At 72.6% G+C, this 26,553-nt stretch carries 26 protein-coding genes; 14 read left to right on the forward strand and 12 right to left on the reverse strand.

What is annotated here, in order from left to right; all coding sequences use genetic code 11:
- Positions 1 to 93: 93 nt before the first annotated feature.
- Together ACIBST_RS39050 and ACIBST_RS39055 are read left to right on the forward strand one after the other, a co-directional pair.
- Entirely contained in the window at positions 94 to 852 is a 759-nt protein-coding gene (locus ACIBST_RS39050) for an IclR family transcriptional regulator (protein ID WP_397178584.1), read from the forward strand.
- 113 nt (positions 853 to 965) lie between these two features.
- Positions 966 to 1,796: an SMP-30/gluconolactonase/LRE family protein gene (locus ACIBST_RS39055; RefSeq protein ID WP_397178585.1), complete on the forward strand. Its 831-nt coding sequence runs from the start codon at positions 966 to 968 to the stop codon at positions 1,794 to 1,796.
- Here the strand turns inward: ACIBST_RS39055 and ACIBST_RS39060 are convergent.
- The 3 genes from ACIBST_RS39060 to ACIBST_RS39070 are packed head-to-tail and all read right to left on the reverse strand — an operon-like array spanning position 1,786 to position 4,801.
- Positions 1,786 to 2,601: a carbohydrate ABC transporter permease gene (locus ACIBST_RS39060; RefSeq protein ID WP_397178586.1), complete on the reverse strand. Its 816-nt coding sequence runs from the start codon at positions 2,599 to 2,601 to the stop codon at positions 1,786 to 1,788. The two genes, ACIBST_RS39055 and ACIBST_RS39060, sit on opposite strands and share 11 nt — an antisense overlap.
- A complete protein-coding gene (locus tag ACIBST_RS39065) occupies positions 2,598 to 3,518 on the reverse strand; it encodes a carbohydrate ABC transporter permease (RefSeq protein ID WP_397178587.1) in 921 nt (306 codons plus the stop codon). The genes ACIBST_RS39060 and ACIBST_RS39065 overlap by 4 nt, the downstream gene beginning before the upstream one ends.
- Positions 3,515 to 4,801 carry an ABC transporter substrate-binding protein gene (locus ACIBST_RS39070; protein WP_397178588.1) on the reverse strand — a complete coding sequence of 429 codons (1,287 nt, stop codon included), beginning with the start codon at positions 4,799 to 4,801 and terminating at the stop codon, positions 3,515 to 3,517. Before ACIBST_RS39070 ends, ACIBST_RS39065 begins: the two co-directional genes overlap by 4 nt.
- Positions 4,802 to 4,960: 159 nt before the next feature.
- Here ACIBST_RS39070 and ACIBST_RS39075 point away from each other — a divergent pair, with 159 nt between their 5' ends.
- Together ACIBST_RS39075 and ACIBST_RS39080 are read left to right on the forward strand one after the other, a co-directional pair.
- Positions 4,961 to 5,941, forward strand: a complete 981-nt coding sequence (locus ACIBST_RS39075; protein ID WP_397178589.1) for an endo alpha-1,4 polygalactosaminidase — start codon at positions 4,961 to 4,963, stop codon at positions 5,939 to 5,941.
- Positions 5,942 to 6,175: 234 nt separating this feature from the next.
- Positions 6,176 to 6,940 carry an SDR family NAD(P)-dependent oxidoreductase gene (locus ACIBST_RS39080; RefSeq protein ID WP_397178590.1) on the forward strand — a complete coding sequence of 255 codons (765 nt, stop codon included), beginning with the start codon at positions 6,176 to 6,178 and terminating at the stop codon, positions 6,938 to 6,940.
- Here the strand turns inward: ACIBST_RS39080 and ACIBST_RS39085 are convergent.
- Both ACIBST_RS39085 and ACIBST_RS39090 read right to left on the reverse strand, forming a co-directional pair.
- Positions 6,926 to 8,005 carry an STAS domain-containing protein gene (locus tag ACIBST_RS39085; protein WP_397178591.1) on the reverse strand — a complete coding sequence of 360 codons (1,080 nt, stop codon included), beginning with the start codon at positions 8,003 to 8,005 and terminating at the stop codon, positions 6,926 to 6,928. The genes ACIBST_RS39080 and ACIBST_RS39085 overlap by 15 nt on opposite strands.
- Positions 8,006 to 8,109: 104 nt before the next feature.
- The gene (locus ACIBST_RS39090) at positions 8,110 to 9,711 is read right to left on the reverse strand and encodes an IucA/IucC family protein (protein WP_397178592.1); all 1,602 of its coding nucleotides are present in this window, start codon (positions 9,709 to 9,711) and stop codon (positions 8,110 to 8,112) included.
- A gap of 80 nt (positions 9,712 to 9,791) precedes the next feature.
- Here ACIBST_RS39090 and ACIBST_RS39095 point away from each other — a divergent pair, with 80 nt between their 5' ends.
- The 6 genes from ACIBST_RS39095 (at position 9,792) to ACIBST_RS39120 (ending at position 15,737) form a co-directional block, all read left to right on the forward strand.
- Complete coding sequence (locus tag ACIBST_RS39095; protein ID WP_397178593.1) at positions 9,792 to 11,393, forward strand: IucA/IucC family protein; 1,602 nt, start codon at positions 9,792 to 9,794, stop codon at positions 11,391 to 11,393.
- Between the two features lie 55 nt (positions 11,394 to 11,448).
- Positions 11,449 to 12,297, forward strand: coding sequence for an alpha/beta fold hydrolase (locus ACIBST_RS39100; protein WP_397178594.1), 849 nt, complete (start codon positions 11,449 to 11,451; stop codon positions 12,295 to 12,297).
- Positions 12,298 to 12,350: 53 nt separating this feature from the next.
- The gene (locus ACIBST_RS39105; protein WP_397178595.1) at positions 12,351 to 13,460 is read left to right on the forward strand and encodes an L-dopachrome tautomerase-related protein; all 1,110 of its coding nucleotides are present in this window, start codon (positions 12,351 to 12,353) and stop codon (positions 13,458 to 13,460) included.
- A gap of 195 nt (positions 13,461 to 13,655) precedes the next feature.
- Entirely contained in the window at positions 13,656 to 14,075 is a 420-nt protein-coding gene (locus tag ACIBST_RS39110) for a hypothetical protein (protein ID WP_397178596.1), read from the forward strand.
- Positions 14,063 to 14,956, forward strand: a complete 894-nt coding sequence (locus tag ACIBST_RS39115; protein WP_397178597.1) for a hypothetical protein — start codon at positions 14,063 to 14,065, stop codon at positions 14,954 to 14,956. Before ACIBST_RS39110 ends, ACIBST_RS39115 begins: the two co-directional genes overlap by 13 nt.
- Position 14,957: 1 nt before the next feature.
- Positions 14,958 to 15,737, forward strand: a complete 780-nt coding sequence (locus ACIBST_RS39120; RefSeq protein ID WP_397178598.1) for a hydrogenase maturation protease — start codon at positions 14,958 to 14,960, stop codon at positions 15,735 to 15,737.
- On the opposite strand, the gene rfaE2 is transcribed toward ACIBST_RS39120, so the two are convergent.
- Positions 15,709 to 17,214 carry a D-glycero-beta-D-manno-heptose 1-phosphate adenylyltransferase gene (gene rfaE2, locus ACIBST_RS39125; RefSeq protein WP_397178599.1) on the reverse strand — a complete coding sequence of 502 codons (1,506 nt, stop codon included), beginning with the start codon at positions 17,212 to 17,214 and terminating at the stop codon, positions 15,709 to 15,711. The two genes, ACIBST_RS39120 and rfaE2, sit on opposite strands and share 29 nt — an antisense overlap.
- 191 nt (positions 17,215 to 17,405) lie before the next feature.
- Here rfaE2 and ACIBST_RS39130 point away from each other — a divergent pair, with 191 nt between their 5' ends.
- From ACIBST_RS39130 to ACIBST_RS39145, 4 genes are read left to right on the forward strand one after another with little or no spacing between them, the layout of a single operon-like run.
- Positions 17,406 to 18,509 (forward strand): glycosyltransferase family 9 protein, encoded by a 1,104-nt coding sequence (locus ACIBST_RS39130; RefSeq protein WP_397178600.1) that lies wholly within the window; start codon positions 17,406 to 17,408, stop codon positions 18,507 to 18,509.
- Positions 18,502 to 18,879, forward strand: coding sequence for a hypothetical protein (locus tag ACIBST_RS39135; protein WP_397178601.1), 378 nt, complete (start codon positions 18,502 to 18,504; stop codon positions 18,877 to 18,879). The genes ACIBST_RS39130 and ACIBST_RS39135 overlap by 8 nt, the downstream gene beginning before the upstream one ends.
- Before the next feature lie 49 nt (positions 18,880 to 18,928).
- A complete protein-coding gene (locus ACIBST_RS39140) occupies positions 18,929 to 19,507 on the forward strand; it encodes a TetR/AcrR family transcriptional regulator (RefSeq protein WP_397178602.1) in 579 nt (192 codons plus the stop codon).
- Positions 19,508 to 19,531: 24 nt separating this feature from the next.
- Positions 19,532 to 20,284, forward strand: coding sequence for an SDR family NAD(P)-dependent oxidoreductase (locus tag ACIBST_RS39145; RefSeq protein WP_397178603.1), 753 nt, complete (start codon positions 19,532 to 19,534; stop codon positions 20,282 to 20,284).
- Position 20,285: 1 nt separating this feature from the next.
- Here the strand turns inward: ACIBST_RS39145 and ACIBST_RS39150 are convergent, their stop codons facing one another.
- The 6 genes from ACIBST_RS39150 to ACIBST_RS39175 all read right to left on the reverse strand — a co-directional run bounded on the left by ACIBST_RS39150 (position 20,286) and on the right by ACIBST_RS39175 (position 26,480).
- Positions 20,286 to 21,581, reverse strand: a complete 1,296-nt coding sequence (locus tag ACIBST_RS39150) for an MFS transporter (RefSeq protein WP_397178604.1) — start codon at positions 21,579 to 21,581, stop codon at positions 20,286 to 20,288.
- Positions 21,582 to 21,648: 67 nt separating this feature from the next.
- Entirely contained in the window at positions 21,649 to 22,038 is a 390-nt protein-coding gene (gene rbsD, locus ACIBST_RS39155) for a D-ribose pyranase (protein WP_397178605.1), read from the reverse strand.
- Complete coding sequence (locus tag ACIBST_RS39160; protein ID WP_397178606.1) at positions 22,035 to 22,988, reverse strand: substrate-binding domain-containing protein; 954 nt, start codon at positions 22,986 to 22,988, stop codon at positions 22,035 to 22,037. Before ACIBST_RS39160 ends, rbsD begins: the two co-directional genes overlap by 4 nt.
- An 18-nt stretch (positions 22,989 to 23,006) precedes the next feature.
- On the reverse strand, positions 23,007 to 23,984 hold the full coding sequence (locus ACIBST_RS39165; RefSeq protein ID WP_352358766.1) for an ABC transporter permease: 978 nt from the start codon (positions 23,982 to 23,984) through the stop codon (positions 23,007 to 23,009).
- On the reverse strand, positions 23,974 to 25,476 hold the full coding sequence (locus tag ACIBST_RS39170) for a sugar ABC transporter ATP-binding protein (protein ID WP_397178607.1): 1,503 nt from the start codon (positions 25,474 to 25,476) through the stop codon (positions 23,974 to 23,976). The genes ACIBST_RS39165 and ACIBST_RS39170 overlap by 11 nt, the downstream gene beginning before the upstream one ends.
- Positions 25,473 to 26,480, reverse strand: coding sequence for a LacI family DNA-binding transcriptional regulator (locus tag ACIBST_RS39175; protein ID WP_352358770.1), 1,008 nt, complete (start codon positions 26,478 to 26,480; stop codon positions 25,473 to 25,475). The genes ACIBST_RS39170 and ACIBST_RS39175 overlap by 4 nt, the downstream gene beginning before the upstream one ends.
- Positions 26,481 to 26,553: the final 73 nt, after the last annotated feature.

Consider the following 26,553-nt stretch of genomic DNA (forward strand, 5'->3'; position numbering starts at 1 on the left):
TACGCTGAGACGACCACTGTGCGACCGCGTGTGCGGACTGTTCCGCATTACGCGCTAGCATTCCGATCAGCGGAACAGGCGAGGGAGAGTTCAGTGGCTGAGACCCAGTCCCCTGTGGGGAGCGTCGATCGTGCCCTGCTGATCCTGCAGGAGATCGGGAGACACAGCAGGGGCGTGACGCTCGACGAGCTGGCCACCCGGCTGCGGCTGCCGAAGAGCTCGCTCCACCGCCTGCTCGGGGCGTTGAAGCACCGGGGTTTCGCGGCCCAGCCGGAGCCGAGCGGGCCGTACTTCCTGGGCACCGAGATGCTGGCCACGGCCTTCCGGTTCTACGAGACGATGGACCTGCGCACGCTCGTCCGGCCGCTGCTGCTGCGGCTGAGCGAGGAGTTCTCCGAGACCGTGCACATGGCCATGCTCGACGGCTGCGAGGTCGTCTACCTGGACAAGGTCGAGGCGGTGCGGTCGATCACCATGACCTCGGTGGTCGGCGGGCGCAACGCGGCCCACTGCACGGGCGTCGGCAAGGCGCTGCTGGCCTGGACGTACCCGACGGACGAGGCGGTCAAGGCGTGGGCCGAGCGCTACGGGCCGCTGTCGGCCAGGACCAGGAACACGATCACCAACCCCGCCAAGCTGGCCACCCACCTCGACCAGGTCAGGCAGCGGGGCTACGCGCTCGACCTGGAGGAGAACGAGCCGGGGGTGCGGTGCGTGGCGGCGCCGGTCTTCCTGGGCAAGACCGCGCCGGTGGCGGCGGTGAGCGTGACCGCGATCAAGGACCGCATGTCGGTCGCCCGCCTCGAAGAGGTCGGCCTCGGCCTCCGCCGCGCCATCTCCGCCCAGGTCTGACCCCACGCCCGAACACCCACCTCCACCCCTTCTCCTCAAAGGGACCTCGACCGGCTACGGTCGGAGGGAATGCGGAATCCCGTTCCGTATCACGGATCAGAAGGACGCAAGGCATGAAGCTGGAGAAGGTCCCCGTCCCCCGTGCCGCCCTGGCAGAGGGCCCGAGGTGGGACGCCGCCACGGGCACCCTGCTGTGGGTCGACATCCCCGCCGGCCACGTGCACCGGCTGGACCCGGCCGGCGACGAGCGGGAGACGATCGAGCTGGGGCAGCCGGTCGGCGTCGCCGTGCCGCACGCCTCCGGCGGCCTCATGCTGGCCCTCAGGGACGGCTTCGCCCGGCACGCGGACGGCCGCACCGAGCTGGTCGCCCGGCCGCCGGAGCCCGAGGGCAACCGGATGAACGACGGCGCCTGCGACCGCGCGGGCCGCTTCTTCGCCGGCACCAAGGCCGAGGACGACACCCCCGGCGCGGGCTCGCTCTACCGCCTGACCCAGGACCGTACGTGCGACAAGGTGCTGGACGGCGTCACGATCTCGAACGGCGTCGGCTGGAGCCCCGACGAGCGCCTGATGTACTACGTGGACACCGCGACCGACCGGATCGACGTCTTCGACTACGACCCGGCGACCGGCACGCTCGACGCCCGCCGGGAGTTCGCCGCCCTCCCGGGCCCCGACGGCCTGACGGTGGACGCCGCCGGCCACGTATGGGTCGCGCTGTGGGGCGGCGCGGCGGTCGTGCGGCTGCGGCCGGACGGGCGTACGGACCTCACCGTGGAGGTCCCCGCGGCCAACGTGACGAGCTGCGCCTTCGGCGGCCCCGACCTCGACGTGCTCTACGTGACCACCGCCTGGGACGGCGGCGCCGGCGGGGAGCTGTGGCGCTGCCGCACCCCCCACACCGGCCTGCCCGCCAACCCCTACCGCGGCCTCACCCCTTGACCGCCCCGGTCAGCGCCTGCACGAACCGGCGCTGGCCGAACAGGAACACCGCCAGCACCGGCAGCGTGGTCAGCACCGTGCCCGCCATGATCGCGGGCCAGTCGGCCCGGTGCTGGCCCTGGAACGTGGTCAGCCCCGCCTGCACGGTGTAGTTCGCCTCGGAGTTGATCACCACCAGCGGCCAGAAGAGGTCGTTCCAGGCGGTGATGAACGTGATCACGGCGAGCGCCGCCAGCGCCGGCTTGGCGACCGGCAGCACCACCCGGAAGAACAGCGCGACCCGCGAGCACCCGTCGATCCGCGCCGCCTCCTCCAGCTCCCTCGGGAAGGACTGGAAGAACGACGTCATCAGGTAGATCCCGACCGACGAGCTGAGCTGCGGGATGACCAGCGCCCCGAGCGTGTCCACCAGCCCGGCCCGGCTGAACATCAGGAACGTCGGGATCACGGTGAGCTGGAACGGGATCAGCGCGGTCGCGATGATCAGGACCAGCGTCAGCCGGGAGCCGATGAAGCGGATCCGGGCGAAGGCGTACCCGGCCATGCTGCAGAGCACGACCTGGGCCGCCACGATGGCGCTCGACACCAGCACGCTGTTGAGGAACCAGCGGGGGAAGTCGGAGCGCTCCATGACCGTGCGGTAGCCGCCGAGGTCGATGCCCTCCGGCAGGATCGGCGGCGGGAACCTGTTCAGCTCGGCCTGCGTCATGACCGAGCTGAGCACCAGCCACACGAACGGCAGCAGCGTCACCACCGACATCGGCGCGAGCACCAGATGCCACTTGCTGGGCAGGCGTCGCCTCATCGCACGGCCCCTCTCCGCCGCGCGACCACCAGGCCGACGGCGATCAGCAGCAGCGTCCCGGCGAACAGCGTGTACGCCACGGCCGCGCCGTACCCGGCGGCCGAGTAGCGGAAGGCGAGCTGCCAGACGTAGTAGACGATGGTCACGGTCGCGCTGGCCGGGCCGCCCTGGGTGGTGGTCATGACCAGGTCGAAGAACTGCAGCGCGTCGATCACGCCCCAGACCGCGAGGAAGACCGTGATCGGCCGTACGGACGGGACGATGATGTGCCGGAACGTGGCCCACCGGCCCGCGCCGTCGATGGAGGCCGCCTCCAGCACCGCCTTGTCGATCTCCTGAATGGCGGCCAGGTAGATCACCACGGCGAAGCCGAACCGGGTCCAGAAGAAGATCAGCGTGAGCACGTACATGGCCTGGGACGGGCTGCTCAGGAAGCCCTGGAGCGGCAGGCCGAGCCGGCCGAGCACGCCGTTCATCAGGCCGAAGTCGCGGTCGAAGATGTAGCCCATGAGTAGGCCGGCCGAAGTGGCCGAGGCCACGTACGGAACCAGGAAGGCGGTCCGGTAGAACCCGATCCCGCGCACCTTCCTGTTCAGCAGCACCGCCACCACCAGGCCGAAGACCAGCGAGGCGGGGATGTAGAGCACCAGCAGCAGCCCGGTGTTGCGCACGGCCTGGAAGAACACCGGGTCCTGGAACAGCGCCCGGTAGTTGTCCAGGCCGACGTTCTCGGGCGTCTTCATCAGGTCGGAGTCGGTGAACGACAGCGCCAGCGCCCACGCCATCGGCACCAGCGCGAACCCGAGGATGATCAGCGTGGCGGGGCCCGCGAACGACCAGCCCGCGACGTGGTCGCCGAGCCCGCGGGTCCTCCTGGCGTGCCGGGCGGCGGGCGCGCCGACGGCGGCGCTGCTCATGAGCCCGGCACCGCCAGCACCGCGTCGGACTTGGCGGCGGCCTCGTCCAGGGCGGTCTTGGCGTCGGCCCTGCCCAGCAGCGCCTGCGCGATGGCCTCGGCGACGAAGGACGACACGCGGGGGTACTTGGTGGTGGGCGGCCTGACCCGCTTGGCGTTGGCCAGGTTCTCGGAGATCACCTCGATGCCCGGATATTTCTGCAGATACTGCTGGTAGCCGGGCAGCTTGGTGATCGACTCCCTGATGGGCAGCGAGCCCGTGTCGCTCATCCACACGAGCTGCTGCTCCGCGGCCGTCAGCCAGCTCAGGAACGTGGTCGCCGCCTTGACGCGGCGCTCGTCGTGCTCGAAGACCACCCAGTTGTCCGGGCCGGAGACGGTCTCGTGGTTGCCGCCGGTGCCGGGCAGCCGCGCGACGCCGTAGTCGACCTTGGCCGCCTGGAGGTCGGGCAGCACCCAGGGGCCGGAGAGGAACATGGCCAGCCGTCCGGACTCGAACAGCTTCTGGCCCTTCTCGGCCGGGCTGGAGTCGAGATAGACCGACTTGTCGTCCACGGCCATGCTCCGGACCAGGCCGAGCGCCTGCTGCCCGGCCGCGGAGTTGAACGCCGACCTCTTGTGGTCGGGGGTGAGGATGTCGCCGCCCGCCTGCCACAGCAGCGGCCACAGCCCCCAGACGGCCTCCTCGCCGCCGCTGATCGCCCAGGTGGTGCCGAAGACGCCCTTCTGCGCGTCGGTGGTCTTCCTGGCGATGTCGCGGAAGTCGTCCCAGGTCCAGTCGGGGCCGGGGGCCTTGACGCCAGCCTTGGCCAGCAGCTCCTTGTTGTAGAGGACCACCATGTTGTCCACGACGGCGGGGAAGCCGATGACCTTGCCCTGGACGGTGACCGCCTCGCGCTCGTTGGCCCAGAAGTCGTCCCAGCCGACGGCCGGGTCCTTGACCTGGGAGGTGAGGTCGGCGGTCTTGGGGTTCCTGGCCACGTTGGGGGCCCAGGAGCCGTACAGGTAGGCGATGTCGGGGTAGGCGTCCGAGGTGAGCGCGGCAGTGATCTTGGGTAGCATGCCGTCTGCGGTCGCGCCGCCGGACTCGGTGCTGACCTTGACGTCGGGGTGACTCTGGTTGAACCGGGCGACCAGTTTCTCGATCGACTTCGCCGAGGCGTCCTCCTGGCCGTGCCAGATGGTGATCTCGACGGGGCCGCTCGCCCGTTCCTGTCCTCCGCCGCCGCAGCTCGCCGCGGCCAGAGCCAGGGCGACGACGGCCAGCGTCGTACGGGGCCTCATCGGGCGGTCTCGCGGATGTGGTGAATGAGTCGTGCCATGGGGTTCCCTCCACAGAGCACGGCGGGCGTGGCGGCCCGCTGCGTGCGGCGAGTATAGTCACGCATCCACGATGCAGACTAGAGTTCCACCAGACGGAATGAGGGCGCGAACGTGCGAACCATGACTCTCTTAGCCCGGCTGGCCGCGGTCGCGGCCCTGAGCTGCGCGCCGCTCGCGGCGCTCGCCGCACCGGCCCAAGCGGCCCAGACAGCCCAGACGGCACAGACGGGGGAGGCAGCGCAGACCGCGCAGGCGGGGCCGTGGCGGCCGCCGCTGCAGAGCCGCTGGCAGTACCAGCTCCAGGGCAACGCCAAGTACGCCGCCACCGGCGGCGTCAACGTCGACATCTGCGTGGTCCCCCAGTCGGGCGGCGCCTGCGTCCGGCCGGCGGTGTTCGACATCGACCTGTACGCCGACGGCGACGTGGTGGGCAACAACACCACGCTCAACACCGCGGCGGTGAAGGCCGTCCACGCCCGCGGCGCGAAGGCCGTCTGCTACGTCGACGCCGGCTCGATCGAGGAGTACCGGCCCGACTACCAGCAGTTCGTCGCCTGGCACAAGAGCCACGGCAACTCCCTGCTCGGCAAGCCGTTCAGCGCGGAGTTCCCCAACGAGCGCTGGGCCAACATCAACAACGACCAGGGCCAGCGGGACTTCCTGCTGAAGATGATGGAGGCCCGGGTCGACAAGTGCGTCCAGGCCGGCTTCGACGGGGTCGAGTTCGACGTCGTCAACGCCCACGAAGAGGGCAAGTCGGTCACCGGCTGGACCGTCAGCCCCGCCACCCAGCTCGTCTACAACAAGGCGCTGGCCGACCTGGCCCACCGCAAGGGCCTGTCCGCGGCGCTCAAGAACGACCTCAGCCAGGCGGCCGAGCTGGTGTCCAGCTTCGACTACGCCGTCAACGAGGAGTGCTTCCAGTTCGACGAGTGCGGCGAGCTGAGCGTCTTCGTCAAGGCGGGCAAGCCGGTGTTCCAGGTGGAGTACAAGACGGCGCCGTCGTCCTTCTGCCCCAAGGCGGCCAAGCTCGGCATCAACGCGATCAAGAAGGCCGTGGACTACTCGCTGAAGGACACGCCGTACAAGCCGTGCAAGTGACGGGGGCCGTGCCCGTCCCGGGCTAGGGCCACGGCGGAGGTGTCACGGTCGTCCGGCCGTGACACCCCCGCCTGATGTGGTCACAGAATGCAGTTCCGAGATCCCCGACGTGGTCTCCGGTTCCGTGTAACGGAACGACAGTGCAGGATACGGAATCAATGCTATTTTCTGATGACCCAACGGGCAGGTCACCACAGGTCTGCGCGTCGCGGCACGTTGAGGAAGGACGGCGTCATGCGCGGACTGGCCGGCAAGCGGGTGCTGATCAGTGGGGGCAGCAGCGGCATCGGGGCCGCCACCGCCCGCAGGTTCCTGGAGGAGGGCTCGCGGGTGGTCCTCACCGGCCTGGACGGCGACGAGGTCGAGCGCACCGTCGCCGAGCTCGCGCCGCTCGGCGACGTGGGCGGGCTGACCGGCGACGTCAGCTCGGAGGAGGACGTCGCACGGCTGGTCGCGGGTGCGATCGAGGCCCTGGGCGGCGTGGACGTGCTGATCAACAACGCCGGCACCGCCTGGCGGGAGCCGTTCCTGGAGATCACCCCCGGCCACTGGGACCGGATCATCGCGGTGAACCTGCGCGGCATGTTCCTGATGGCCCAGGCCGTCGCCCGCCACCTGGTGGAACGTGGGACGGGCGGCGTGATCCTGAACATGTCCTCGACCAACGGCCTCGGCGGCGAGGCCGACTACGCCCACTACAACGCCTCCAAGGGCGGCGTGCTGCTGCTGACCAGGACCATGGCCGTTGAGCTCGGCGGGCACGGCATCCGGGTGAACGCCCTGTGCCCCGGCTACATCCGCACCCCGCTGAACGCCTCGATCTCGTCGGAGCTCGCCGACGACTTCGTCTCCGCCTACGAGCGCGACCACATCCCGCTGGGCCGGGCCGGGCTCGCCGAGGAGGTCGCCGCCGCCTACGCCTTCCTCGCCTCCGACGACGCCGCGTTCGTCCATGGCACCGAGCTGGTGATCGACGGCGGCCAGCTAGCGATCATGTGAGTCGCCGGGGCGCGGCACCTTCATGGCGATGATCAGGCCGTGCCCGGAGTCGTCGCCGGGACGCAGGCGCGACAGCTCGACGGTGAGCTGCGTCGGCCGGCCCCGGCCGTTGACCGCGTCGAGCGCGACCCTCCTGGCTCCGGCCCGGCTCGTGCCCCCGGCCGGCGCGTCGCGCACGAGCGGGACGATCCGCTCCACCGGCAACCCCGTGCCCAGCGAGGCCAGCGGACGGCCCACCGCCTCCCCGGCCCGCACCCCCCACAACTCCTCGGCCCCCGCCCCCCAGATGAGCACCCGCATGTCGGCGTCGAGTACCACCGCCGCGTCGCCCAGCCCGTGGACCAGCGAGGCGGTGATCCGGCCGACCTCGTCGAGCTCGGCCGTGCGGGCGACCAGCGCGTCGTTGGCGCGGCGCAGCTCGGCGGCGCGGGCGGTGAGCGCGTCGTTGGCGTGGCGCAGCTCGGCGTTGGCCGAGCGCAGCTCGTCGTTCGCGCGTCGCAGGTCGGCGTTGGCCGAGCGCAGCCGGCCGACGATCGCGGACCAGCGGCCGGGCGGCGGCAGGTTCTCCTGGCGGTCGGGGGTGATGGGCGTCTCCTGCGGCCGCAGCCGGCGGGTGCCGTGGTGCTGCTCGGAGCGGGGGTCGCGGGCCCGGCGGAAGCAGGCCAGGTGGCGGCTGACCGGCCTGGGCGGGCCGGTCTGCTCGTAGATCTCGACGCCGGTCCCGGCCAGGGCGTCGGGCATCGTGCTGAACAGGGGGATCGCGGTGCCGCCGTGCTCGGTCATGAGCGCGATGAGGCGGCACAGCGCGGGCTGGGCCTCGGCGACGGCCAGGTGGCCGCCCTTCTCCTGCATGGCCCGGTGGGTGATCGCGAGCTGTTCGAGGCCGTTCAGGTCGCAGAACCACAGGTCGCCCGCCGCGACGATCACGTGTTTCACCCGCGAGCGCGGCAGGGGGTCGAGGAAGGCGGCCAGGATGGGGCTGGTCGTCGAGTCGAGCTCGCCCGCCAGGGCGACCACCAGGGTGGTGTCGCCCACGGGCACGAGCCGTACGGAGAGCTGCATCATCGGATTCGCTCCTTCCCTGAACTCTGCGTGATCGTTGATCGACGCGCCGCAGGGTCCGGCTGCATGCCCCATATTCCTCCTCCTGCGGGAAAAGAGCCAGGCGCTCACCGTGCGTGAGCGAGGGCCCAGGAGGCTCCTTGGGTGAGGGGGTTGGGCAGCGTCGTCCAGCTGTCGCCGGGCGGGGCGCCCGCGAGCTGGGCGAGCAGGTGGGCCTTCACCCGGATCCGCTCGCCGAACAGGGCCGCGCGGTCGGCGCGCACGTCGGCGGTGTCGGGGAGCGCGTCGAAGGCCCGCCGCGCGGCCCGCGCCACGACCGCCCACAGGCGTGACTCCTCGGTACGGTCGCCCTCTCCCAGCAGGGAGACGAGGCTGCCGAACGTGGTGCCGACGAGCGAGCCGAACAGCTTGGCGTGCAGGACGCCGGGGTCGTCGCTGAGCAGCCGGGGGCTGACCGGCGGCGTCCCGAAGCCGTTGCGGGCCAGCCGGGCCGGGCTGATCCGGACGTCGGCCAGGTCGCGGTAGACCAGCTCGACCGGACGGCCCCGCCGGTCCAGCACGACCAGCAGGTTCTGGCCGTGGGCCTCCAGCGCCACCCCCAGGGCCAGCAGGCCGAGCGCCGCCGCCGTCGCCACGCCGGCGAAGGCCGCCAGCCACTCGCCGGCCTCCTCGCCGCGCGGCGCGTCCCACTGGGCGGGGGCGGTGAGGGCGGCGACGGGCAGCACGGTGTGGCCGGGCACACGGGGCGTCGGATCGCGCAGCATGACGGACAGGTCGGCGGTGTGCTCGCCGCGCACGGCCCCCGCGGCCCCGGACAGGTAGCGGGCGATGCGCGGACGGCCGCCGAGCCGCGCCGACAGGGCGGTGAGCAGGTCCGACAGGGGGACGCAGTCGCGCACTGAGCCGGGGGAGATGTCCCTGACGCCGGAGGTCATCCGGGTGGTGAACGCCGTCTTGAGGTGCGGGCCGCCGTCCAGGGGGGCGAGGGTCCGTACGGACATCAGCGGATGGCACGGCAACGCCCCGACCGCGTACGGGCGCACCCCCAGCCCGGCCAGCACGTGCCGGGTCTGCCAGGGGTGGACGGGCAGCAGCAGCCGGTCGCCGTCCATGAGCGAGCCCGGCCACGGCCCGGTGACCAGGCATTCGGCGGCGGGCACCGCGACCAGGTCGAGCGCGACGACGGGCCGGTGCTCCGGCATGTACGCCAGTTGCTCGGCCACCGACACCCCCGGCCGGTTGCGGCAGCCCGGATGGTAGGGATGGCCGTCGACCACGCTCTGCTCGTACCGCTCCGGGCCCGGCTCGCGCAGCGGGGAGGCCGCGCCCGCCCGCGACAACGCCAGGGAGGCGACGCTGTTGTCCAGGTCGGCGACCAGCCCCTGCGCGCCGGGCAGGCCGAGCGCCGCCAGCAGCTCGGCCGGGTCCGGGTACGGGACGCCGTCCAGCCGCAGCTCCGGCTCGTCGGCCAGGTCGTAGGGCAGCCGGTGCCGTCCGGTCAGCTCGCGCCCGTCCGAGAGCCGTACGCGCAGGTCGCCTCCTACGGCGACCGGCTCGGCGAGGCCGGGCAGGGGCTCGCAGAGCAGGCCCCGCCACAGCCGTCCCATGACGGCGGCCCGCGCCCCCGGCAGGGCCGCGGCGTAGCCGGGCGTGAGGTCCGGGCGCACCGCGGCCAGCTCCCTCGCGAACCGCGCCGCAGTATGCCGCATGAACCCCCCCGTATCCAGGAACATGCCCAGGTAGGAACCCTGTGGACACTGATCGGTACAAAAGGGTAGGACAGGTCGCCATGGCATATATCGACGGCCTCCTCCCACCGGCCGGTCCGGCACCCGAGGCGCGAGACCACCAGGCCGCGGACGAGGCCACGGCCCTCGCGGTGACGGCCCTGCTCAACTGCCTGCTCCGCGAGGTGGCCGAACCCGCGACCGCCGAGGACGGCGTATGGGTGCTGCCCGCGACCGGGCACGTCCTGCACGTCCGCCCCGGACGGTACCCCGGCGCGCCCGCCCTGCGCACCCCCGGCGGCCCGCGCCCGCTCTCCCTGGCCGGCCTGGTGGCGCTCACCGAGGACGAGCTGCGGGCGCGCACCGGCCACGCCAACCCGTCCCTGGCCAAGGAGATCATGGAGAGCAGGGACGTCATGGCCGCGCTGCTGTCGGCCCAGCGCGCCACCACCCCGCCCGCCGACCTGTACCTGCGCTCGGAGCAGGCGCTCGTCGCCGGTCACCGCTACCACCCGGCCCCCAAGGCGCGCGGCGGATCGGGCCCGGACGCCTGGCTGCCCTACTCGCCGGAGGCGCGCGCGAGCTTCGCGCTGCCGCTGCTCGGGGTGCCCGCCGAGGCGCTGGTCGAGCAGGGCGACGCGAGCGCGCTCGACCGGCTGGGCCCGCCCGCCCCCGACGGCCTGACGCTGCTGCCCGCCCACCCCTGGCAGGTGGAGCTGCTGGGCGGGCTCAGGGAGCAGCGCCACCTCGGCCTCACGCCCGAACGGGCGGTGGCGACGGCCTCGATCCGCACGGTGTACCTGCCGGAGGCCGACCTGTTCTGCAAGTTCAGCCTGGACGTGCGGATCACCAACGACATCCGCCGCCTGTGGCTGCACGACCTGCGCTGGCTGGGCCTGATCGACGACCTGCTGGGCGCGGCCTTCGACGACCTGCCCGAGCACCGGCCGCGGCCCGCCGTCCTCGGCGACCGCGGTTACCGCAGCCTGGAGCTGGGCGGGGACGGCGGCGAGGCGCTGGCGGTGATCGTCCGCGACGGGCTCGGCGGGCACCTGCGGCCGGGGCTGACGGCGCTGCTGGCCGCCGGGGTCAGCGAGGGCTTCCCCGGCAACCCGCTGGACGGCCTCAACGCCGGCCAGGCGCTCGGGTGGTGGCGGCGCTACCTCGACCACGTCGTGCCGCCGGTCCTGCACGCCTACTTCCGCCACGGCGTGGTGCTCGAATGCCACCTGCAGAACGTGCTCATCGGCGTGGACGCGCGGGGCCTGCCCGGCCAGGCGATCTTCCGCGACCACGAGGGGGTCAAGCTGACCGCGGACCGCCACAGCCTGCCCGGCGCCCGCACGCCCGTCGTGAGCCCCGCCTACGGCTGGGAACGGCTGCTGTACTGCCTGGTCGTCAACAACCTGTGCGAGATCGCCGGAGCCGTGGCCGAGCGGCATCCGGAGCTGCGCGCCGAGCTGTGGACCGAGCTGTGGACCGAGGCGAGATCGGTGTTCGCCGGCTGCGCCGAGGACCACGGCGAACCCGAGGAGCTGCGCGACCTGCTCGCCGCCGCGTCCGTGCCCGCCAAGGCCAACCTGCTGCTGCGCTGGCTGGAGGCGGACGGCGCGGACATGCGCTGCGTGCCGATGCCCAGCCCTTTGCGACTCTTTACGCCATAAGCTATCCTCGCCGAGGACAACAGTTTATGGTGTATCGAATTCAGGGAGGCCGCCGGTGACCACGGCGACGCTGCACGACGGAAGCACCATCGAGGCAGAGGTCCACGGCTCGGGCCCGGTCGTGCTCCTGGCCGTCAACCCCAAGCCGATCGAGGGCGAGGCGGCCGAGGAGATGCGGAAGTGGGGGGCCGACCCCGCGCTCGGCCGCTCGCTCATCGACGGCCTGTCCGACGGCTTCCGCGTCGTGGCCTTCGACTACGAGGGCCACGTCCTCGCCCATCCCAAGCCGGACACGCTCACCCCCGACAACGTGGCGGCCGACATCTTGTCGGTGGCCGACGCGGCGGGGGCCGACCGGTTCGCCTATTACGGCTACTCCTGGCTGGCGCTCAGCGGGCTTCAGCTCGCCCTGCGCACCGACCGGCTCTCGGCGCTGGTCATGGGCGGCTACCCGCCGCTCGGCGGGCCCTACGCCGAGATGCTGAAGGTCACCGAGGCCACGTACCGGATGGCCGTCGCGCCGAAGACCGCCACGCCGCCGGCCGCGGGGACGGGCGAGCCGGGCGACTGGTCGTCCACCGAGGTGACCCTGAGCGAGGGCCAGGCCAGGCAGTTCGCCACCCTGTACCGGGCGCTGCGCGGGTTCGACGACAGCCAGGTGCGCCTGTCCTGCCCCCGCCTGTGCTTCGTCGGCTCGGCCGACGAGATCGTCTACGACGAGCGGTGGGGCGGCGCCCACGTCAGCATCGCCGGCCCGGTGGTCCGCGAGCGGGCCGCCATCGAGGCGCTGGGCTGGGACGTCGAGGTGCTCGACGGGCTCGACCACGCCGGGGCCATGCAGGCGGCGAACGTGCTGCCCGTCCTGCGGCCCTGGCTGGAGAGGGCGCTGTTTCTCCCGGCCTGAGCTGGGCAGATGCCCCGCGGGTCCGGGAACGGGGGGCCGGGAACGGGGGGGACATGGCGAAGGGGAACGGCCGCGACGGCGTTCAGCCGGTCGATGAGCCCATCGGGAAGCTGGAGCTCGTGCACGCCTTCGAGTCCGGCCCGATGCCGACCGGCGTCACGGTCTCCCGGGCCGGCCGGATATTCGTGAACTTCCCCAAATGGGGTGACGACGTGCCGGCGACCGTGGTCGAACTGCGGGACGGCAAGGCCGTCCCCTACCCCGACCAGGAGTGGAACATCGAGGCCGACGAGCCGTCGAAGTGGCTGGTCTCGGTGCAGAGCGTGGTCGTCGATCCCATTGACCGGCTGTGGATCCTCGACACCGGCAGCCCGATGTTCCGGCCCACCAGGAAGGGCGGGCCCAAGCTCGTCTGCGTGGACCTGGAGACCGACACCGTGGTCAAGGTCATCATGTTCGACCGCGGTGTCGCCCTGGAGACGTCCTATCTCAACGACGTGCGCTTCGACCTGCGCAAAGGGGTCGCCTACCTCACCGACTCCGCCGACAAGGGGCCCAACGGGATCATCGTGGTCGATCTGGCCAGCGGGCAGGCGTGGCGCCGGCTGCACGACCACCCGAGCACCAAGGCGGAGCGGCCGCCGGACTTCGTGCCGGTCGTGGAGGGCAGGCCGTTCCTGGAGAGGCCGCAGGACGGGCCGCCGTCGCCCGTCCTGATGGGGGCCGACGGCATCGCGCTCCCGGCCGGCGGCGAGCGGCTCTGGTACTGCCCGCTGCTCTCCCGCCGCTGGTACAGCGTGTCCACGGACGCCCTGGTCGACCGCGCGCTGGACGACGCAGAAGTGGCGGCGACGGTCAGGGACGAGGGCGACAAGGGCGGCTCGGCCGACGGCCTGGAGGCCGACGACGCCGGGCACATCTACCTGACCGACTGGGAGCACAACGCGGTGCTGCGCCGGGCGCCCGACGGCACGATCGACACCCTGGTCCACGACGCCCGCCTGCTGTGGCCGGACACGCTGTCGGTGGCCGACGGCCACCTGTACGTGACGGCCAACCAGCTGCACCGGCAGGCCAGGTTCCAGGAGGGGCACGACCGGCGGCGGTACCCGTACGCGCTGTTCCGGGTGCCGATCGACGCCGGACCGGTCCGTCTGGTCTAGCGCCGCGGGCGCGCAGGGTCCGGGTCATGGTTTGCCGCCTTCGTCGACGCGGTATGCCCGCTACGTAGAGGTACTGATCGGATACCGAACGACGCCATCGCTTAACCTCTGCAATGGCCACTTGGGGGGCTTAAGGCCGATGAATGCCGCTAAATACGACTGGTTTCCTGACGGCGTGACCGTCCTGGAGGCGTCATGTCGCTGAACGCACGCATCGGCAGGATCGAGAGCCTGCTCGAACGGGCCGAACCGCCCGCCGTCGAGCTGGCCCAGGCCCTGCTCGACCTCTACGGCGAGGGCCTGACGCGGATCATGGCGGCGGCCGACGACGACCTGGCCGCCCGGCTGGCCGCCGACGACGTGGTGGCCCACCTGCTGCTGCTGCACGACCTCCACCCGATCGACGTGCGGACCCGGGTCGAGGACGCGCTGCGCGGCACCGGCGCCGAGGTGATCGACGTCGAGGGCGACCTCGTCCGCCTGCGCCTTCCGGACGACGACGGGAACGCGGCGGACGCGGCGCGCCGGGCGGTGCGCGACGCGGCCCCCGAGGTCGAGCAGGTCGAGATCGTCCGGTCGGCGCCCGGCGTGGGGGCCGGCAGATGGACCACGTGAGGCGCATCGCCCGAGCCGTCCTCTACGGGGGCTACCTGCTGTGGCCCAGCCGCCACTCCGCCCCGCCCGACCGGCGGCGCTGGACGTTCGGCGGCGTGCACCCCGAGTCCTACGGCCGGGCGCACGAGGGCAACCCGTGGCTGACCCAGACCCAGTGCCTGCTGGAGGCCGGCGGCGACGACGTCGTGGACGTGCACGTGCGCTTCCTGCACCTGGTCACCTGCGAGGTGGCCGTCCAGCGCGAGGGCGAGCTGGTCTGCGTGCCGGAGCTGACCGTCGGCGGCGCCCGCCACCTGCCCCGGGAGGAGGCCAAGGAGCGCGAGGTGGCCGAGACGGGGCTGCGCCTGGCCGACCTGCTGGCCCGCCCGGCCGGAATGGAGATCCACGTGCCGCCGGGCCAGCGCGCCGAATGGCTCGACGGCGAGGGCGTGCTGCTGCGCGGCTGGGAGGCGCTGAGCGGCCGGGCCGAGGTGTTCGCCGAGCGGCTGCGCGAGGGCCTGTTCCGGCTCACCGTCCGGGTGGCTAACACCAGCCCGTGGCAGGGCGACTCGCGCGCGGAGGCCATGAAGCACACCCTGATCTCCGCGCACACGGTCGTGAGCTCGCCGGGCGGCCGGTTCGTCTCGCTGACGGAGCCGCCCGACGGGCTGCGCGCGCTGGCCGCGGGCTGCCACAACATCGGCACCTGGCCGGTGCTGGTCGGCGAGGAGGGCGACCGGCACACGATGCTGTCGGCCCCGGTCATCCTCTACGACCATCCCAAGGTCGCGCCCGAGAGCGGCACGTTCGACGCCACGGAGATCGACCAGCTCCTCGACCACTGCGCCGCGCTCACCCCGGAAGAGCTCATGCGCCTGCACGGCACCATGCGGGAGACGTGACATGGACACTCGGTACCCGACGGAACGGCCGGCCCCGGCCGAGGCGATCGTAGACGGCGTGCGGCTGGCCCCGGGCAGCCGGGTGCGCCTGCGCCCGAAGAGCCGCGCCGACATCCTCGACCTCGCGCTCAACGGCCGCCTCGCGGTGATCGAGAGCGTCGAGCGGGACGACGACGGCGGCTTCCACGTCGGCGTCACCCTCGCCGGCGACCCGCTGCGCGACCTGGGCGAGTCCAGGCTGCCCTGCCACCGGTTCTTCTACTCGGCCGAGGAGCTCGAACCCGTCGGAGGGGGCTGCCGCCCGCGCGTGCTGGTGGCCGGGATCGGCAACGTCTTCCTCGGCGACGACGGCTTCGGCGTCGAGGTCGTGCGCCGCCTGGCCGACGACGACCTGCCCGCCGACGTGCTCGACTTCGGCAGCCGCGGCCTCGACCTGGCCTACGCGCTCCAGCGCGACTACGAGGCCGCGATCCTGGTGGACGCCGCGCCGCGCGGCGAGCCGCCCGGCACGCTCACCCTGCTCGAACCGGACATGCCCGGTCCGGGCGGCCCCGGCGGCATCGCGGCCGAGAGCCACGGACTCGACCCGGTCAAGGTGCTGCGCATGGCGCGCGAGCTCGGCCGGGTGCCCGCGCGGGTGCTCGTCCTGTGCTGCGAGCCGGCCCGGCTGGTCACCGACGACGTGCTGGTGGAGCTGAGCGAGCCGGTGCGCGGGGCGGTCGAGGAGGCGGTGCGGATGGTGCGCTCGCTCGTCATGGACCTGCTGGCGGAACGGGCCTGACCCCGTCCGCTCGTGACGGACGCGCCGGGGGGACGGGCCCGAACCCGTCCGGCTCGCCGGGCACCGAGCGCATGCGGCCGATGATGGCGGTCGTCGAGCGGTCGGGCAGGTAGTCGAGCACCAGCACCTCGCCGCCGAGCGAGCGCACCAGCGGCGCCTCCGGCAGCATCTCCGGCGTGTAGTCGCCGCCCTTGACGTAGATCTCCGGCCTGATGAGCCTGAGCAGGCGTTCCGGGGTGTCCTCGTCGAACTCGGTCACGTAGTCCACGTCGTTCAGGGCGGCCAGCACCGACATGCGGTCCTCGCACGGGTTGAGCGGGCGTCCCGGGCCCTTGAGCCGGGTGACGCTGGCGTCGCTGTTGACCGCGACCACGAGCACGTCCCCGAGCTGCCCGGCCTGCTCCAGGTAGCTGACGTGGCCCCGGTGCAGCACGTCGAAGCAGCCGTTGGTGAACACGATGCGCTCGCCCCTGCGCCGGTGCTCGTCCAGGAGCTGGGCCAGGCGCTCGGCCGCCTGCACGGTGCCCTCCTGGCGGCGCAGGGCGCGCAGCAGCTCGTAACGGGTGCAGATGGACGTGCCGGAACGGCGGACGACCACGCCGGCCGCGGCCTGGCCCGCCTCGGCGGCCTCCTCCGGCGTCGCGCCGGCGGCCAGCCACAGCGAGAAGGCCGCGGTGTAGGTGTCGCCCGCGCCGGTCGCCATGTGCTGCGGCGCGGGCCGGGCGTAGGTCCGGTACGGCGGGCAGCCGGCCCGGTGCAGCAGCGTGCCCTCGCCGTCCAGGGTGGTCACCACGATCCCGGCCCCGGTGGCGGCCAGAATCTGCGCGGAGCGCGCCATCAGGTACGCCGGCCGGTCGGCCGCGGCGTCCACCTCGCCGAGCAGGCTGACCACCTCGGCGTAGTTGGGCAGCACCGCCGCCGGCGCGCACTCGACCCAGGGCGCGACCGCGTGCGCGTCCACGACGAGCAGCGGCAGCCCGGCCAGCGCCCGGCGCACCGCCGGGGTGAACACGCCGCCGCCGTAGTCGCAGGCCACGACGACGTCCGCGCCGGCCACGGCCGCGGAGACGCGGGCCAGCAGCGCGCGTTCTGCCTCGGGCGGGATGACGTCGAGGTCCTCCTCGTCGTAGCGGGCGGTGAGCTGGCCGCTGGTGACCAGCCGCCGCTTGTGCGCGGTACGCCGTCCCGGCACCGCCTGCAGGTCCGTCTCCACGCCGAGCAGCCGCAACGCCTGGACGAGCTGGTCGCCGCAGGCGTCGTCGCCCACCACGCCGACGAGCCGGACGCGGGCCCCGAGCGCCGCCAGGTTGGCCGCGGTGTTGCCGGCCCCGCCCGGCGCGTCCTCGACCGCCTCCAGGCTCATCACGGGCACCGGCGCCTCCTGGGCCAGCCGCTTGGCCGAGCCGTGCAGCCACGAGTCGAGCATGACGTCGCCGACGACGACCGCGCTGACCGTCTCTTCCCTCAGGGTGCCCATAGAGGGCGAGTACCTGTAAAAGCCCAGCTCAAACGCATATCAGCTCAATTAGGTTCGTCCGGAACCGAAGTTATGGGCCATCCCTGCCGGGTAGCCGGGCCGCTATGTACGGCCCTTCGGACACCGGGCTGCCGCTCCAGGCGGGCCTGCCACCTGGAGCTGCCGGCCACTGTCGCGGACAGGAGCGCGGAATGCTACGACTACATGCCGGGGACCCCATGACGGCCCGGCCCGGCCTGGTCGAGGGCGTGCGGAGCATCGCCGTCCTGCGGGCCAACGCGATCGGCGACTACCTGGTCGCGCTGCCGGCCATCGAGGCGATCAAGCTGGCCTACCCCGACGCCCGGCTCACCCTGCTGGGCACGCCGTGGCACGCCGAGTTCCTGTCCGGGCGGCCGGGACCGGTGGACGACGTGGTGGCGCTGCCGCCGATCACGGGCGTCTCGACGTCCGAGACCGGCTACCCGGTGCCCGGCGGGGCCCGCGCCGAGCTGCGGGAACGGGCGTTCGACCTGGCGGTGCAGATCCACGGCGGCGGGCGCTTCTCCAACCCGTTCCTGCGCTCGCTCGGGGCCAGGGTGACCGCCGGGCTGCGTTCCCCGGACGCCGAGCAACTGGACCGGTGGGTGCCCTACACGTACTTCCAGCACGAGACGCTGCGCTTCCTCCAGGTCGCCGAGCTGGTCGGCGGGGTCGCCGAGCGGCTCGAACCGCTGGTGGCCGTCACCGCCCGCGACCGGGCGGAGCTGGCCGAGTCGTTCGGCGAGCCGCCGGCCGGGCTGGTCGCGCTGCATCCGGGGGCGACGGACCCGCGGCGGCGCTGGCCCCCAGAACGTTTCGCCGAGGTGGCCGACCGGCTGGCCCGGCCCGTCGCGGTGACCGGGAGCTGGGCCGAGAAGGACCTGGTGGAGGCGACGGTCGCGGCGATGCGCGGGCGCGCGCACCCGGTGATCCCCGTCGTCGGCACGCTCACCCTCGGCGGCCTGGCCGCCCTGTACGAGCGCTGCGCCCTGGTGGTCGCCAACGACACCGGCCCGCGCCACCTCGCCGCGGCCGTCGGCACGCCCACGGTCGCCGTCTACTCGTGCGTCAACGTGATCAACGCGGGGCCGCTCAGCAGGACCGCGCACCGGCCGCTGATCTCCTGGACCACCCGGTGCCCGACCTGCGGCGCGAGCGGCGTGGACGTGGAGGCCGAACGCTGCGAGCACGACGGGACGTGGGTCGCCGACGTCTCGGTGGACGACGTGACAGAACAGGCCGAAGACCTACTGAAGGGATATCGAGATGACTGACCAGGCCGTGCTGGACGAACTGCAGGAAGCCCTGGACGAGGCGTTCCGGGGACGGGACCGGGTGGCGATGCGCGAGGTGTACGCCCGGGTCTCCGCGCACGTGCACATCCCCGCCGACATGCTGGCCCATCTCAACGAGCTGCCCGAGGGCAGCTACTCCAGGGAGGAGATGGCCGAGGCGATCAACGACGTGATCAGGCGGCGCGGCGAGCAGGACAGCCTGGGCCTGCTGAGCATCCCGCGGCAGCGGCCGGTGGAGGAGACCGCGGCCGCGGAGCGGGCTGTCGCCGACGACACGCCGCTCGAATCCCTCAACCCGCCCCAGACCCGGCCGGACGACGGCCAGACCCCGGAGTTCCGCGAACCGTAGAGGCTCTTCTAATTAGACCGTTCGTTCTCGAATGTGGTAGCTTCGCCGCGTGGCACGGAGCAAGGAGTTCGATCCCGAGGTCGCGCTCGACCGGGCGCTCGACCTGTTCTGGGAGCGCGGTTACGAGGCGACCTCGATGGCCGACCTGGTCGAGCGGCTGGGGCTGGCGCGGGCCAGCATCTACGGCACCTTCGGCGGCAAGCGGGAGCTCTACGTCAAGGCGCTGGAGCGCTACCTGGCCCGGCGCGACGTGGTCGAGCCGCTGGCCCAGCCGGGGCCCGCGGTGCCGGCCGTCCGCGCCTTCCTCGACGCGTACGTGGCCGAGATCCTGGCCGACGAGCTGCGGCGCGGCTGCATGGTCGTCAACACGGCCGTGGAGTTCGCCTCGCGCGACGCCGAGCTGGCCCGCCGGGTGACGGCGAGCTGGGCGGAGCTGGAGACCGCGCTGGCCGCCGCGCTGGTGCGCGCCCGCGCCCAGGGGGAGATCCCCGAGTCGAAGGACCCCCACGCGCTGGCCAGGTTCCTGCTCGTGCTGCTCCAGGGCCTGCGCGTGCTCGGGCGGGCCGACCCGGACCCGCGCCGCCTGCGCGACGCGGTCGAACAGGCCATGATTGCCGTGCAAATTTGAGACCGATCGTTCTAGGAGCTTGTCGTGTTCGAAGGAAAAGTCGTGCTCGTCACCGGGGCCACCGGGGTCGTGGGCCGGGCCGCCGCGCTGGCGTACGCCAGGAAGGGCGCGTCCGTGCTGGCCGCCGGGCGGGACGCCGCGCGGCTCGGCGCGGTGGTCAAGGAGATCGAGGCGGCGGGCGGCCGGGCCAGCGGCTTCACCGCGGACGTCACCGACTCGGCCTCCGTCGCCGCCATGGTGGAGGCCGCCGTCACCCGCTATGGCGGGCTCGACGTGGCGCTGAACGCCGCCGGCGTCTTCGGCATGCTGGCCCCGGTGGCCGACTACGACGAGGACACCTGGGACACCGTGCTCGCGGTCAACCTCAAGGGCGTGTTCCTGTCGATGAAGCACGAGATCGCCTACATGCGCGAGCACGGCGGCGGCGTGATCGTCAACGTGGCCAGCAACCTCGGCGCCCACTGGCGCCTGCCCGGGGCCGCCGCCTACGCCGCCTCCAAGGCCGCGGTGAGCCACCTGACCCGCACCGCCGCCCGCGACCACATCGCCGACGGCGTCCGCGTCAACGCCGTCAGCCCCGGTCCCATCGACTCGCCCATGTCCACGCGTCCCGGCGAGACGCCCGCCGAGCGCGACGAGCGCATGCGGCACGCTCTGCCCATCGGCCGCGTCGCCGCCCCGGAGGAGATCGCCGCCGCCGCGCTGTGGCTGTCCTCGCCGGAGTCCAGCTTCGTCGTCGGCCAGGACCACGTCATCGACGGCGGCGCCACGGCCTGACTCAGCCGGCGGCCACGGGCGGGCGGGTCTCCTTCATGGCCAGCACCGCCACCAGGCTGATCAGCCCGACCCCGGCCATGTACGCCGACACCGACAACGACGTGCCGGTCGCCTCGTGCAGGGCGGTCGCGACCAGCGGGGCGAACCCGCCGCCGAGCAGCGCGCCGACGGCGTACGAGAAGGAGACCCCGCTGTAGCGGTAGCGGGGCTCGAACATCTCGGCGAACAGCGCCGACTGCGGCCCGTACGTCGCGGCGAGCCCCACGTTGAGCACCACCACGGCGACCACCATCAGCGCCGCCGCCCTGGTGTCCACCAGCAGGAAGAACGGCACGGCCCACACCACGAGGAGCACCGAGCCGGCCAGGTAGACCGGCTTGCGGCCGATCCGGTCGGACCAGATCGCCGTGGCCACGATCCCGGCCAGCCAGGTCAGGCTGCCGATGATCACCACGACGAGCATGAGGTTCCTGCTCACCTTCAGCACCTGGGTGCCGTAGGACAGCAGGTAGGCGAGGAAGACGTAGCCGATCGCGGTGTTGGCGACGAAGCTGGCCGAGGCGAGCAGCAGCGCCCGCGGCCGCTCGCGGAAGACGTCGAGGACGGGCCGCCTGCTGCGCGCCTGCTCGGCGGCGAGCGCCCGGAACACCGGCGTCTCGGCCACCCGCAGCCTGATGAACAGCCCGACCGCGACCAGCACGACGCTGAACAGGAACGGCAGCCGCCAGCCCCAGCTCGCGAACTGGGCCTCCGACAGCCCGGCCGTCACCGCGACGTACACCAGTTGCGCCAGGATCAGCCCGGCGGGCACGCCCACCTGGGAGTACAGCCCGTAACGGCCGCGCTTTCCCGGCGGGGCGTGCTCGACGGCGAGCAGCGCCGCGCCGCCCCACTCGCCGCCGGCGCTGAGCCCCTGGAGCAGCCGCAGGACCAGCAGCAGGATCGGGGCCAGCACCCCGATCTGGTGGTAGGTGGGCAGCAGCCCGACGCCGACCGTGGCCACGCCCATCAGCAGCAGGGACGCGACCAGCATCGCCTTGCGCCCGAGCCGGTCGCCGAAGTGCCCCCACACCAGGCCGCCCACGGGCCGGGCCAGGAACCCGACGCCGAGCGTGGCGAACGCGGCCAGGGTGCCCGACGCGGGCGAGAGGGGGGAGAAGAACTGGGAGCCGAAGACCAGCGCGGCGGCCGTGGAGTAGATGAAGTAGTCGTACCACTCGATCGTGGTGCCGACCGCGCTCGCCATGGCGACGCGACGGAGTTGGGCGGGGTCCGGCTCTGCTGCCTCGTGGGTCATGGCGCCTCCCTCGACGCCAGAGTAGATCTTCCTCCGCCCGCTTCCCAGTGGGCCGGGGCAGGCGTCCCTAGAACGCCACCCCGCACCGCAGGATCACGTTCGCGTACGGCGTGGCCTCTCCGGTGCGCACGGCCAGCCGCACCCCCGCCGACAGCCGCTTCAGCTCCTCGTGCGGCACGTAGGCCAGCCCCGGCAGCCGGGCCGCGAGCAGCTCGGCGCAGCCGGGGTTGCCCGCGCGCACCTCCTCGGCCGCCGTGGCCCCCTCGACGACGAGCTCGACGAGCAGCCCGCCGAGCACGTCGGCGAAGGACGGGATGCCCGGCAGGAAGGCCAGGTCGACGACCCGCACGCCGGGCGGCACAGGCATCCCGCTGTCACAGACCAGCACCTGGTCGGTGTGGCCGAGCCGGGCCATGGCCCCCGCCAGCTCGGCGTTCAGAATCCCCGCGCGTTTCACTGGAAGTCCGCGACGTTCTCCTTGGTCGCCACCTTGACGGGCACGGCCACCGTCTTGTCGATGGTCTCGCCCTTGGCGGCCTTGACCGCGGCCTGCACCGCCTGCCGGCCGAGCAGCGACGGCTGCTGGGCGACGCTGGCGGCCAGCGTGCCCGCCTGCACCGCCTTCAGGCCGTCGGGAGTGCCGTCGAAGCCGACGACCTTGACCTGCTGGCCGGCCTTGGCGCCCAGGGCCTTGATCGCGCCCAGCGCCATCTCGTCGTTCTCGGCGAAGACGCCGGTGATGCCGGGGTTCGACTGGAGCATGTTGGTCATGACGTCCAGGCCCTTGGTGCGGTCGAAGTCGGCCGGCTGCTTGGCCACGACCTTGATGTTCGGGTACGCGGCGATGCCGTCGGCGAAGCCCTGGCCCCGGTCACGCGAGGCGGACGTGCCCGCCGTGCCCTGGAGCACGACCACGCTGCCCTTCTCGCCGAGCTGCTTGGCCAGCTCCTGGGCGGCCAGCTTGCCGCCGGCGACGTTGTCGGAGGCCACGGTCTGGGCCACCTCCGCGCCGTTGACGCCGCGGTCGGCCGCGATCACCGGGATCTTGACCCGGTCCGCCGCCTTAACCGCCGGGGCCGCCGCGTCGGAGTCGACCGGGTTGATGATGATCGCCTTCATGTTCTGGCTGGTGAAGTTCTGGACCTGGTTCACCTGCTGGGAGGCGTCGTTCTGGGCGTCGGTGACGGTCAGCGTGACGCCCTCCTTCTTGGCCTCCGCCTCCGCGCCGCTGCGCAGCTGCACGAAGTAGGGGTTGTTCAGGGTCGACACCGACATGCCGATCTTGATGTCCCCGCCCCCCGAGGACGTGCCACCGGAGCCGCCGTCGCCGGAGGAGCCGGAGGAGCCGCACGCGGCCAGGCCGAGCGTGAGCGCGGCGCCGGCCATGACAATCGCGGGAATCCGCATGATCTTTACTTCCTTTTCCTAGTTCGTTCCCCTGCGCCGCAGGGTGTCGACGAGGACCGCGAGCGCGATCACCACGCCGATCACGACCTGCTGCCAGAACGCCGAGACGGACAGCAGGTTCAGCCCGTTGCGCAGCACGGCGAGGATGAGCGCGCCGACGAAGGTGCCGAGCGCCCTGCCCTTGCCGCCGGACAGGCTCGCGCCGCCGATGACGACGGCCGCGATCGCGTCCAGTTCGTAGCCCGCCGCGGCCTGTGGCTGGGCCGAGGCCAGCCGGCTGGCCAGGACGATGCCGGCCACCGCCGCGAAGACGCCGGACAGCGCGTACGTGATGAGCTTCTGCCGGTTGACCTTGATGCCGGACAGCCGGGCGGCCTCCTCGTTGCCGCCGATGGCGTACATGGCCCGGCCCGGGTACGTGCGGTTGAGCACCACGGCCGCGATCACGCCCATGACCAGCATCACCAGCACCGGGATCGGCAGGTAGTCGCCGAGCGTGTCGCCCAGGTGCGAGACCGAGTCGGGCATCGCGATCGGGCTGCCCTGCGAGATGACCAGCGCCAGGCCGCGGGCGATGCCCAGCATGGCCAGCGTGGCGATGAACGGCGGCAGCTTGCCGTACGCGATCAGGGCGGCGTTGACCAGGCCGCACACGACGCCGACGGCCAGCGAGACCACGACGGCGACCGGCCACGGCAGCCCGGCGCTGGTGGCCGTCCAGGCCAGCACGATCGCCGACAGCGCGGCGACCGAGCCGACGGACAGGTCGATGCCGCCGGTGACGATCACGAACGTGGCCCCGAAGGCCAGGATCGCGGTGACGGCCGCCTGGACGCCGACGTTGAGCAGGTTCGTCACGCTGAGGAAGTCGGAGGACAACAACGACAGCGCCACGACCAGCACGACGAGCGCGGCGAGCGCGCCGTTCTCGGCGAACCAGGCCGCGGCGGGCGACCGGCGGCCGGTGAGCTTGTTCGGAACGGTGCTACTTGGCACGGGGACCCTCCACATCCGTGACCGCGAGGGCCATGACGTCGTCTTGCGTGGCCCCGGCCGCGGGCAGCTCGCCGACGAGCCTGCCGCGGGCCATGACCAGAATGCGGTCGCTCATGCCGAGCACCTCCGGCAGATCGCTGGAGATCATGAGCACGGCGTGCCCGGAGGCGGTGAGCGCGTTGATGAGCTGGTAGATCTCGACCTTGGCCCCGACGTCGATGCCGCGGGTCGGCTCGTCGAGGATGAGCACGCCCGCGTCGGCGACCAGCCACTTGCCGATGACGACCTTCTGCTGGTTGCCGCCCGACAGCGTGCGGACCTCCTGGTCCAGGCCGGTCATCCGGATGCCGAGCTGCTCGGCCACCTTCCCGGCGGCCTTCCGCTGGCCGGCGCGGTCGACGAAGCCGGCGCGGGTGGCGGCGCGCATGGTGACCAGGCCCAGGTTCTCGGCCACGTCCGCGCCGAGCACCAGGCCCTGGCCCTTGCGGTCCTCGGGGACCAGGCCGAGCCCGGCCTCCATGGCGGCGTGCACGTCGCCGGGCGCCAGGCGCGTGCCGCGGACGACCACCTCGCCGGCGTCGTAGCGGTCGGCGCCGAAGACGGCCCGCGCGACCTCGGTGCGGCCGGCGCCGACCAGCCCGGCGACCCCGACCACCTCGCCCGCGCGCACCTCGAACGAGACGTCGTCGAAGACGCCCCTGCGGCCGAGGCCGGAGACCTTGAGCAGGGCCTCGCCGCGCTCGGTGGCCTGCCGCGGGAACTGCTGGTCGATCGGGCGGCCCACCATGAGCCTGACCAGCTCGTCCTGGGCGGTGTCCGCGGGGATCTCGGTGACGGACCTGCCGTCGCGCAGCACGGTCACCCGGTCGCCGATCTCGGCGATCTCCTCCAGGTGGTGGGTGATGAACACGATCGAGACGCCCTCGTCGCGGAGCTGGCGGACGATCGTGAACAGCTTGGCGACCTCGCCGGAGGTGAGCACGGCGGTGGGCTCGTCCATGATGAGGACGCGGGCGTCGAGCGCGAGCGCCTTGGCGATCTCCACCATCTGCATGCGGGCGATGCCGAGCCGGGAGATCGGCGTCGCCGGGTCGACGTCCACGCCGACGCGGTCGAGCAGCGCCTTGGCCTGCCGTTCCATGCGCTTCTTGTCCACCAGCCCGAACCGGCGCGGGGGGCGGCCGAGCGCCAGGTTCTCGGCGACGGTGAGCTGGGGGACCAGGTTGAACTCCTGGTAGATGGTGGCGATGCCGAGCCGCTGGGCGTCGCCGGCCGTCCGGATGTCGACCGGCTGCCCGTCGACGGTGACCTGCCCGCCGTCCGGCCGGTACGCGCCCGACAGGATCTTGATCAGCGTGCTCTTGCCCGCGCCGTTCTCGCCGAGCAGGACGTGCACCTCGCCGGCGCGCAGGCTCAGATCGACCCCGTCGAGTGCGACGACGCCGGGGAAGACCTTGCGCAGGCCCTCGGCCTTGAGTATCTCCGCGCTCACTCCATGATCCCTTTCCGCTCGCATGATCGGCGAATCACCAGGCGCGCCGGCAGGACGTGCGAGTCGGCCGCCTGCCCGCTCTGGATCCGGCCGATCACGAGCCGCACGGCCAGGCGCCCCATCTCGGCCGTCGGCTGGGCGATGGCGGTGATCGGCGGGGCGGTGTGCTTGAACCAGGTCACGTCGTCGAAGGAGGCGACGGCCACGTCGGCGGGGATGCGCAGGCCCCTCGCCTGGATCTCCTCCAGCCCGCCGAGCGTCATCAGGTTGTCGCCGAAGAAGATCGCCTCGGGCGGCTCGGGCAGGTCGAGCAGCTCGGCGGTGATGCGCCGGCCGCTGCCCTCGCGGAAGTCGCCGGGGCGCACGTACTCGGGGCGCACCTCCAGGCCCTCGGCGGCCATCGCGGCGGCGAAGGCGGCCGTGCGCTCGCGGCCGGTGGACAGGGTGGCCGGGCCGGAGGCCAGCGCGATCCGGCGGTGGCCCTGCTCGCGCAGGTGGCGGACCAGCTCGGCGATGGCGGCGGCGCCGTCGGAGCGCACGGAGGGCACGTCGAGCCCGGAGATCGTGCGGTCGAGGAACACCACCGGCCGGCCGGCCTCGGCGAGCTGCTGCACCAGCGGGGTGACCTCGGCGGTCGGGCAGATCAGCAGCCCGTCGACGCGCTGCTCCAGCAGCGTGCGCACGTAGTGGTCCTGCTGGTCGGCGCGCTCGTCGGCGTTGCCCATGACGACCGTGAAGCCCTCGCGCCTGGCCTCGTCCTCGACGCTCCTGGCCAGCTCGGTGAAGAACGGGTTCAGGACGTCGCCGATGATCAGGCCGATCGTCCTGGTCGCGGTGGTGCGCAGGGAGCGGGCGACGGCGTTCGGCACGTAGTTGAGCGCGCTCATCGCGTCGTAAACCCGGCGCCGGGTCTCCTCGTTGACCGAGGGGTTGTCGTTGAGCACGCGGGAGACCGTGGCGACGGAGACACCGGCCTGCGCGGCGACGTCCTTGATCCTTGCCATCGTTCCTCCGTGTAATCGATTACACGGCAGCTTATGAAATCGATTACATGATTGGCAAAGTGAAATGGCTCAC

The organism is Nonomuraea sp. NPDC049684 (genome assembly GCF_044465345.1).
Taxonomy (GTDB): Bacteria; Actinomycetota; Actinomycetes; order Streptosporangiales; family Streptosporangiaceae; genus Nonomuraea.

What these genes read in the sequence shown, in the direction of transcription:
- ACIBST_RS39130 (WP_397178600.1), top strand. Translation starts at nt 17,406, where the DNA reads ATGCTACGACTACATGCCGGGGACCCCATGACGGCCCGGCCCGGCCTG.
- ACIBST_RS39110 (WP_397178596.1), top strand. Translation starts at nt 13,656, where the DNA reads ATGTCGCTGAACGCACGCATCGGCAGGATCGAGAGCCTGCTCGAACGG.
- ACIBST_RS39105 (WP_397178595.1), top strand. Translation starts at nt 12,351, where the DNA reads ATGGCGAAGGGGAACGGCCGCGACGGCGTTCAGCCGGTCGATGAGCCC.
- ACIBST_RS39055 (WP_397178585.1), top strand. Translation starts at nt 966, where the DNA reads ATGAAGCTGGAGAAGGTCCCCGTCCCCCGTGCCGCCCTGGCAGAGGGC.
- ACIBST_RS39065 (WP_397178587.1), bottom strand. Translation starts at nt 3,518, where the DNA reads ATGAGCAGCGCCGCCGTCGGCGCGCCCGCCGCCCGGCACGCCAGGAGG.
- ACIBST_RS39160 (WP_397178606.1), bottom strand. Translation starts at nt 22,988, where the DNA reads ATGCGGATTCCCGCGATTGTCATGGCCGGCGCCGCGCTCACGCTCGGC.
- ACIBST_RS39150 (WP_397178604.1), bottom strand. Translation starts at nt 21,581, where the DNA reads ATGACCCACGAGGCAGCAGAGCCGGACCCCGCCCAACTCCGTCGCGTC.
- ACIBST_RS39095 (WP_397178593.1), top strand. Translation starts at nt 9,792, where the DNA reads ATGGCATATATCGACGGCCTCCTCCCACCGGCCGGTCCGGCACCCGAG.
- ACIBST_RS39060 (WP_397178586.1), bottom strand. Translation starts at nt 2,601, where the DNA reads ATGAGGCGACGCCTGCCCAGCAAGTGGCATCTGGTGCTCGCGCCGATG.
- ACIBST_RS39085 (WP_397178591.1), bottom strand. Translation starts at nt 8,005, where the DNA reads ATGATGCAGCTCTCCGTACGGCTCGTGCCCGTGGGCGACACCACCCTG.
- ACIBST_RS39115 (WP_397178597.1), top strand. Translation starts at nt 14,063, where the DNA reads ATGGACCACGTGAGGCGCATCGCCCGAGCCGTCCTCTACGGGGGCTAC.
- ACIBST_RS39090 (WP_397178592.1), bottom strand. Translation starts at nt 9,711, where the DNA reads ATGCGGCATACTGCGGCGCGGTTCGCGAGGGAGCTGGCCGCGGTGCGC.
- ACIBST_RS39075 (WP_397178589.1), top strand. Translation starts at nt 4,961, where the DNA reads ATGACTCTCTTAGCCCGGCTGGCCGCGGTCGCGGCCCTGAGCTGCGCG.
- ACIBST_RS39070 (WP_397178588.1), bottom strand. Translation starts at nt 4,801, where the DNA reads ATGAGGCCCCGTACGACGCTGGCCGTCGTCGCCCTGGCTCTGGCCGCG.
- ACIBST_RS39135 (WP_397178601.1), top strand. Translation starts at nt 18,502, where the DNA reads ATGACTGACCAGGCCGTGCTGGACGAACTGCAGGAAGCCCTGGACGAG.
- rfaE2 (WP_397178599.1), bottom strand. Translation starts at nt 17,214, where the DNA reads ATGGGCACCCTGAGGGAAGAGACGGTCAGCGCGGTCGTCGTCGGCGAC.
- ACIBST_RS39080 (WP_397178590.1), top strand. Translation starts at nt 6,176, where the DNA reads ATGCGCGGACTGGCCGGCAAGCGGGTGCTGATCAGTGGGGGCAGCAGC.
- ACIBST_RS39120 (WP_397178598.1), top strand. Translation starts at nt 14,958, where the DNA reads ATGGACACTCGGTACCCGACGGAACGGCCGGCCCCGGCCGAGGCGATC.
- ACIBST_RS39175 (WP_352358770.1), bottom strand. Translation starts at nt 26,480, where the DNA reads ATGGCAAGGATCAAGGACGTCGCCGCGCAGGCCGGTGTCTCCGTCGCC.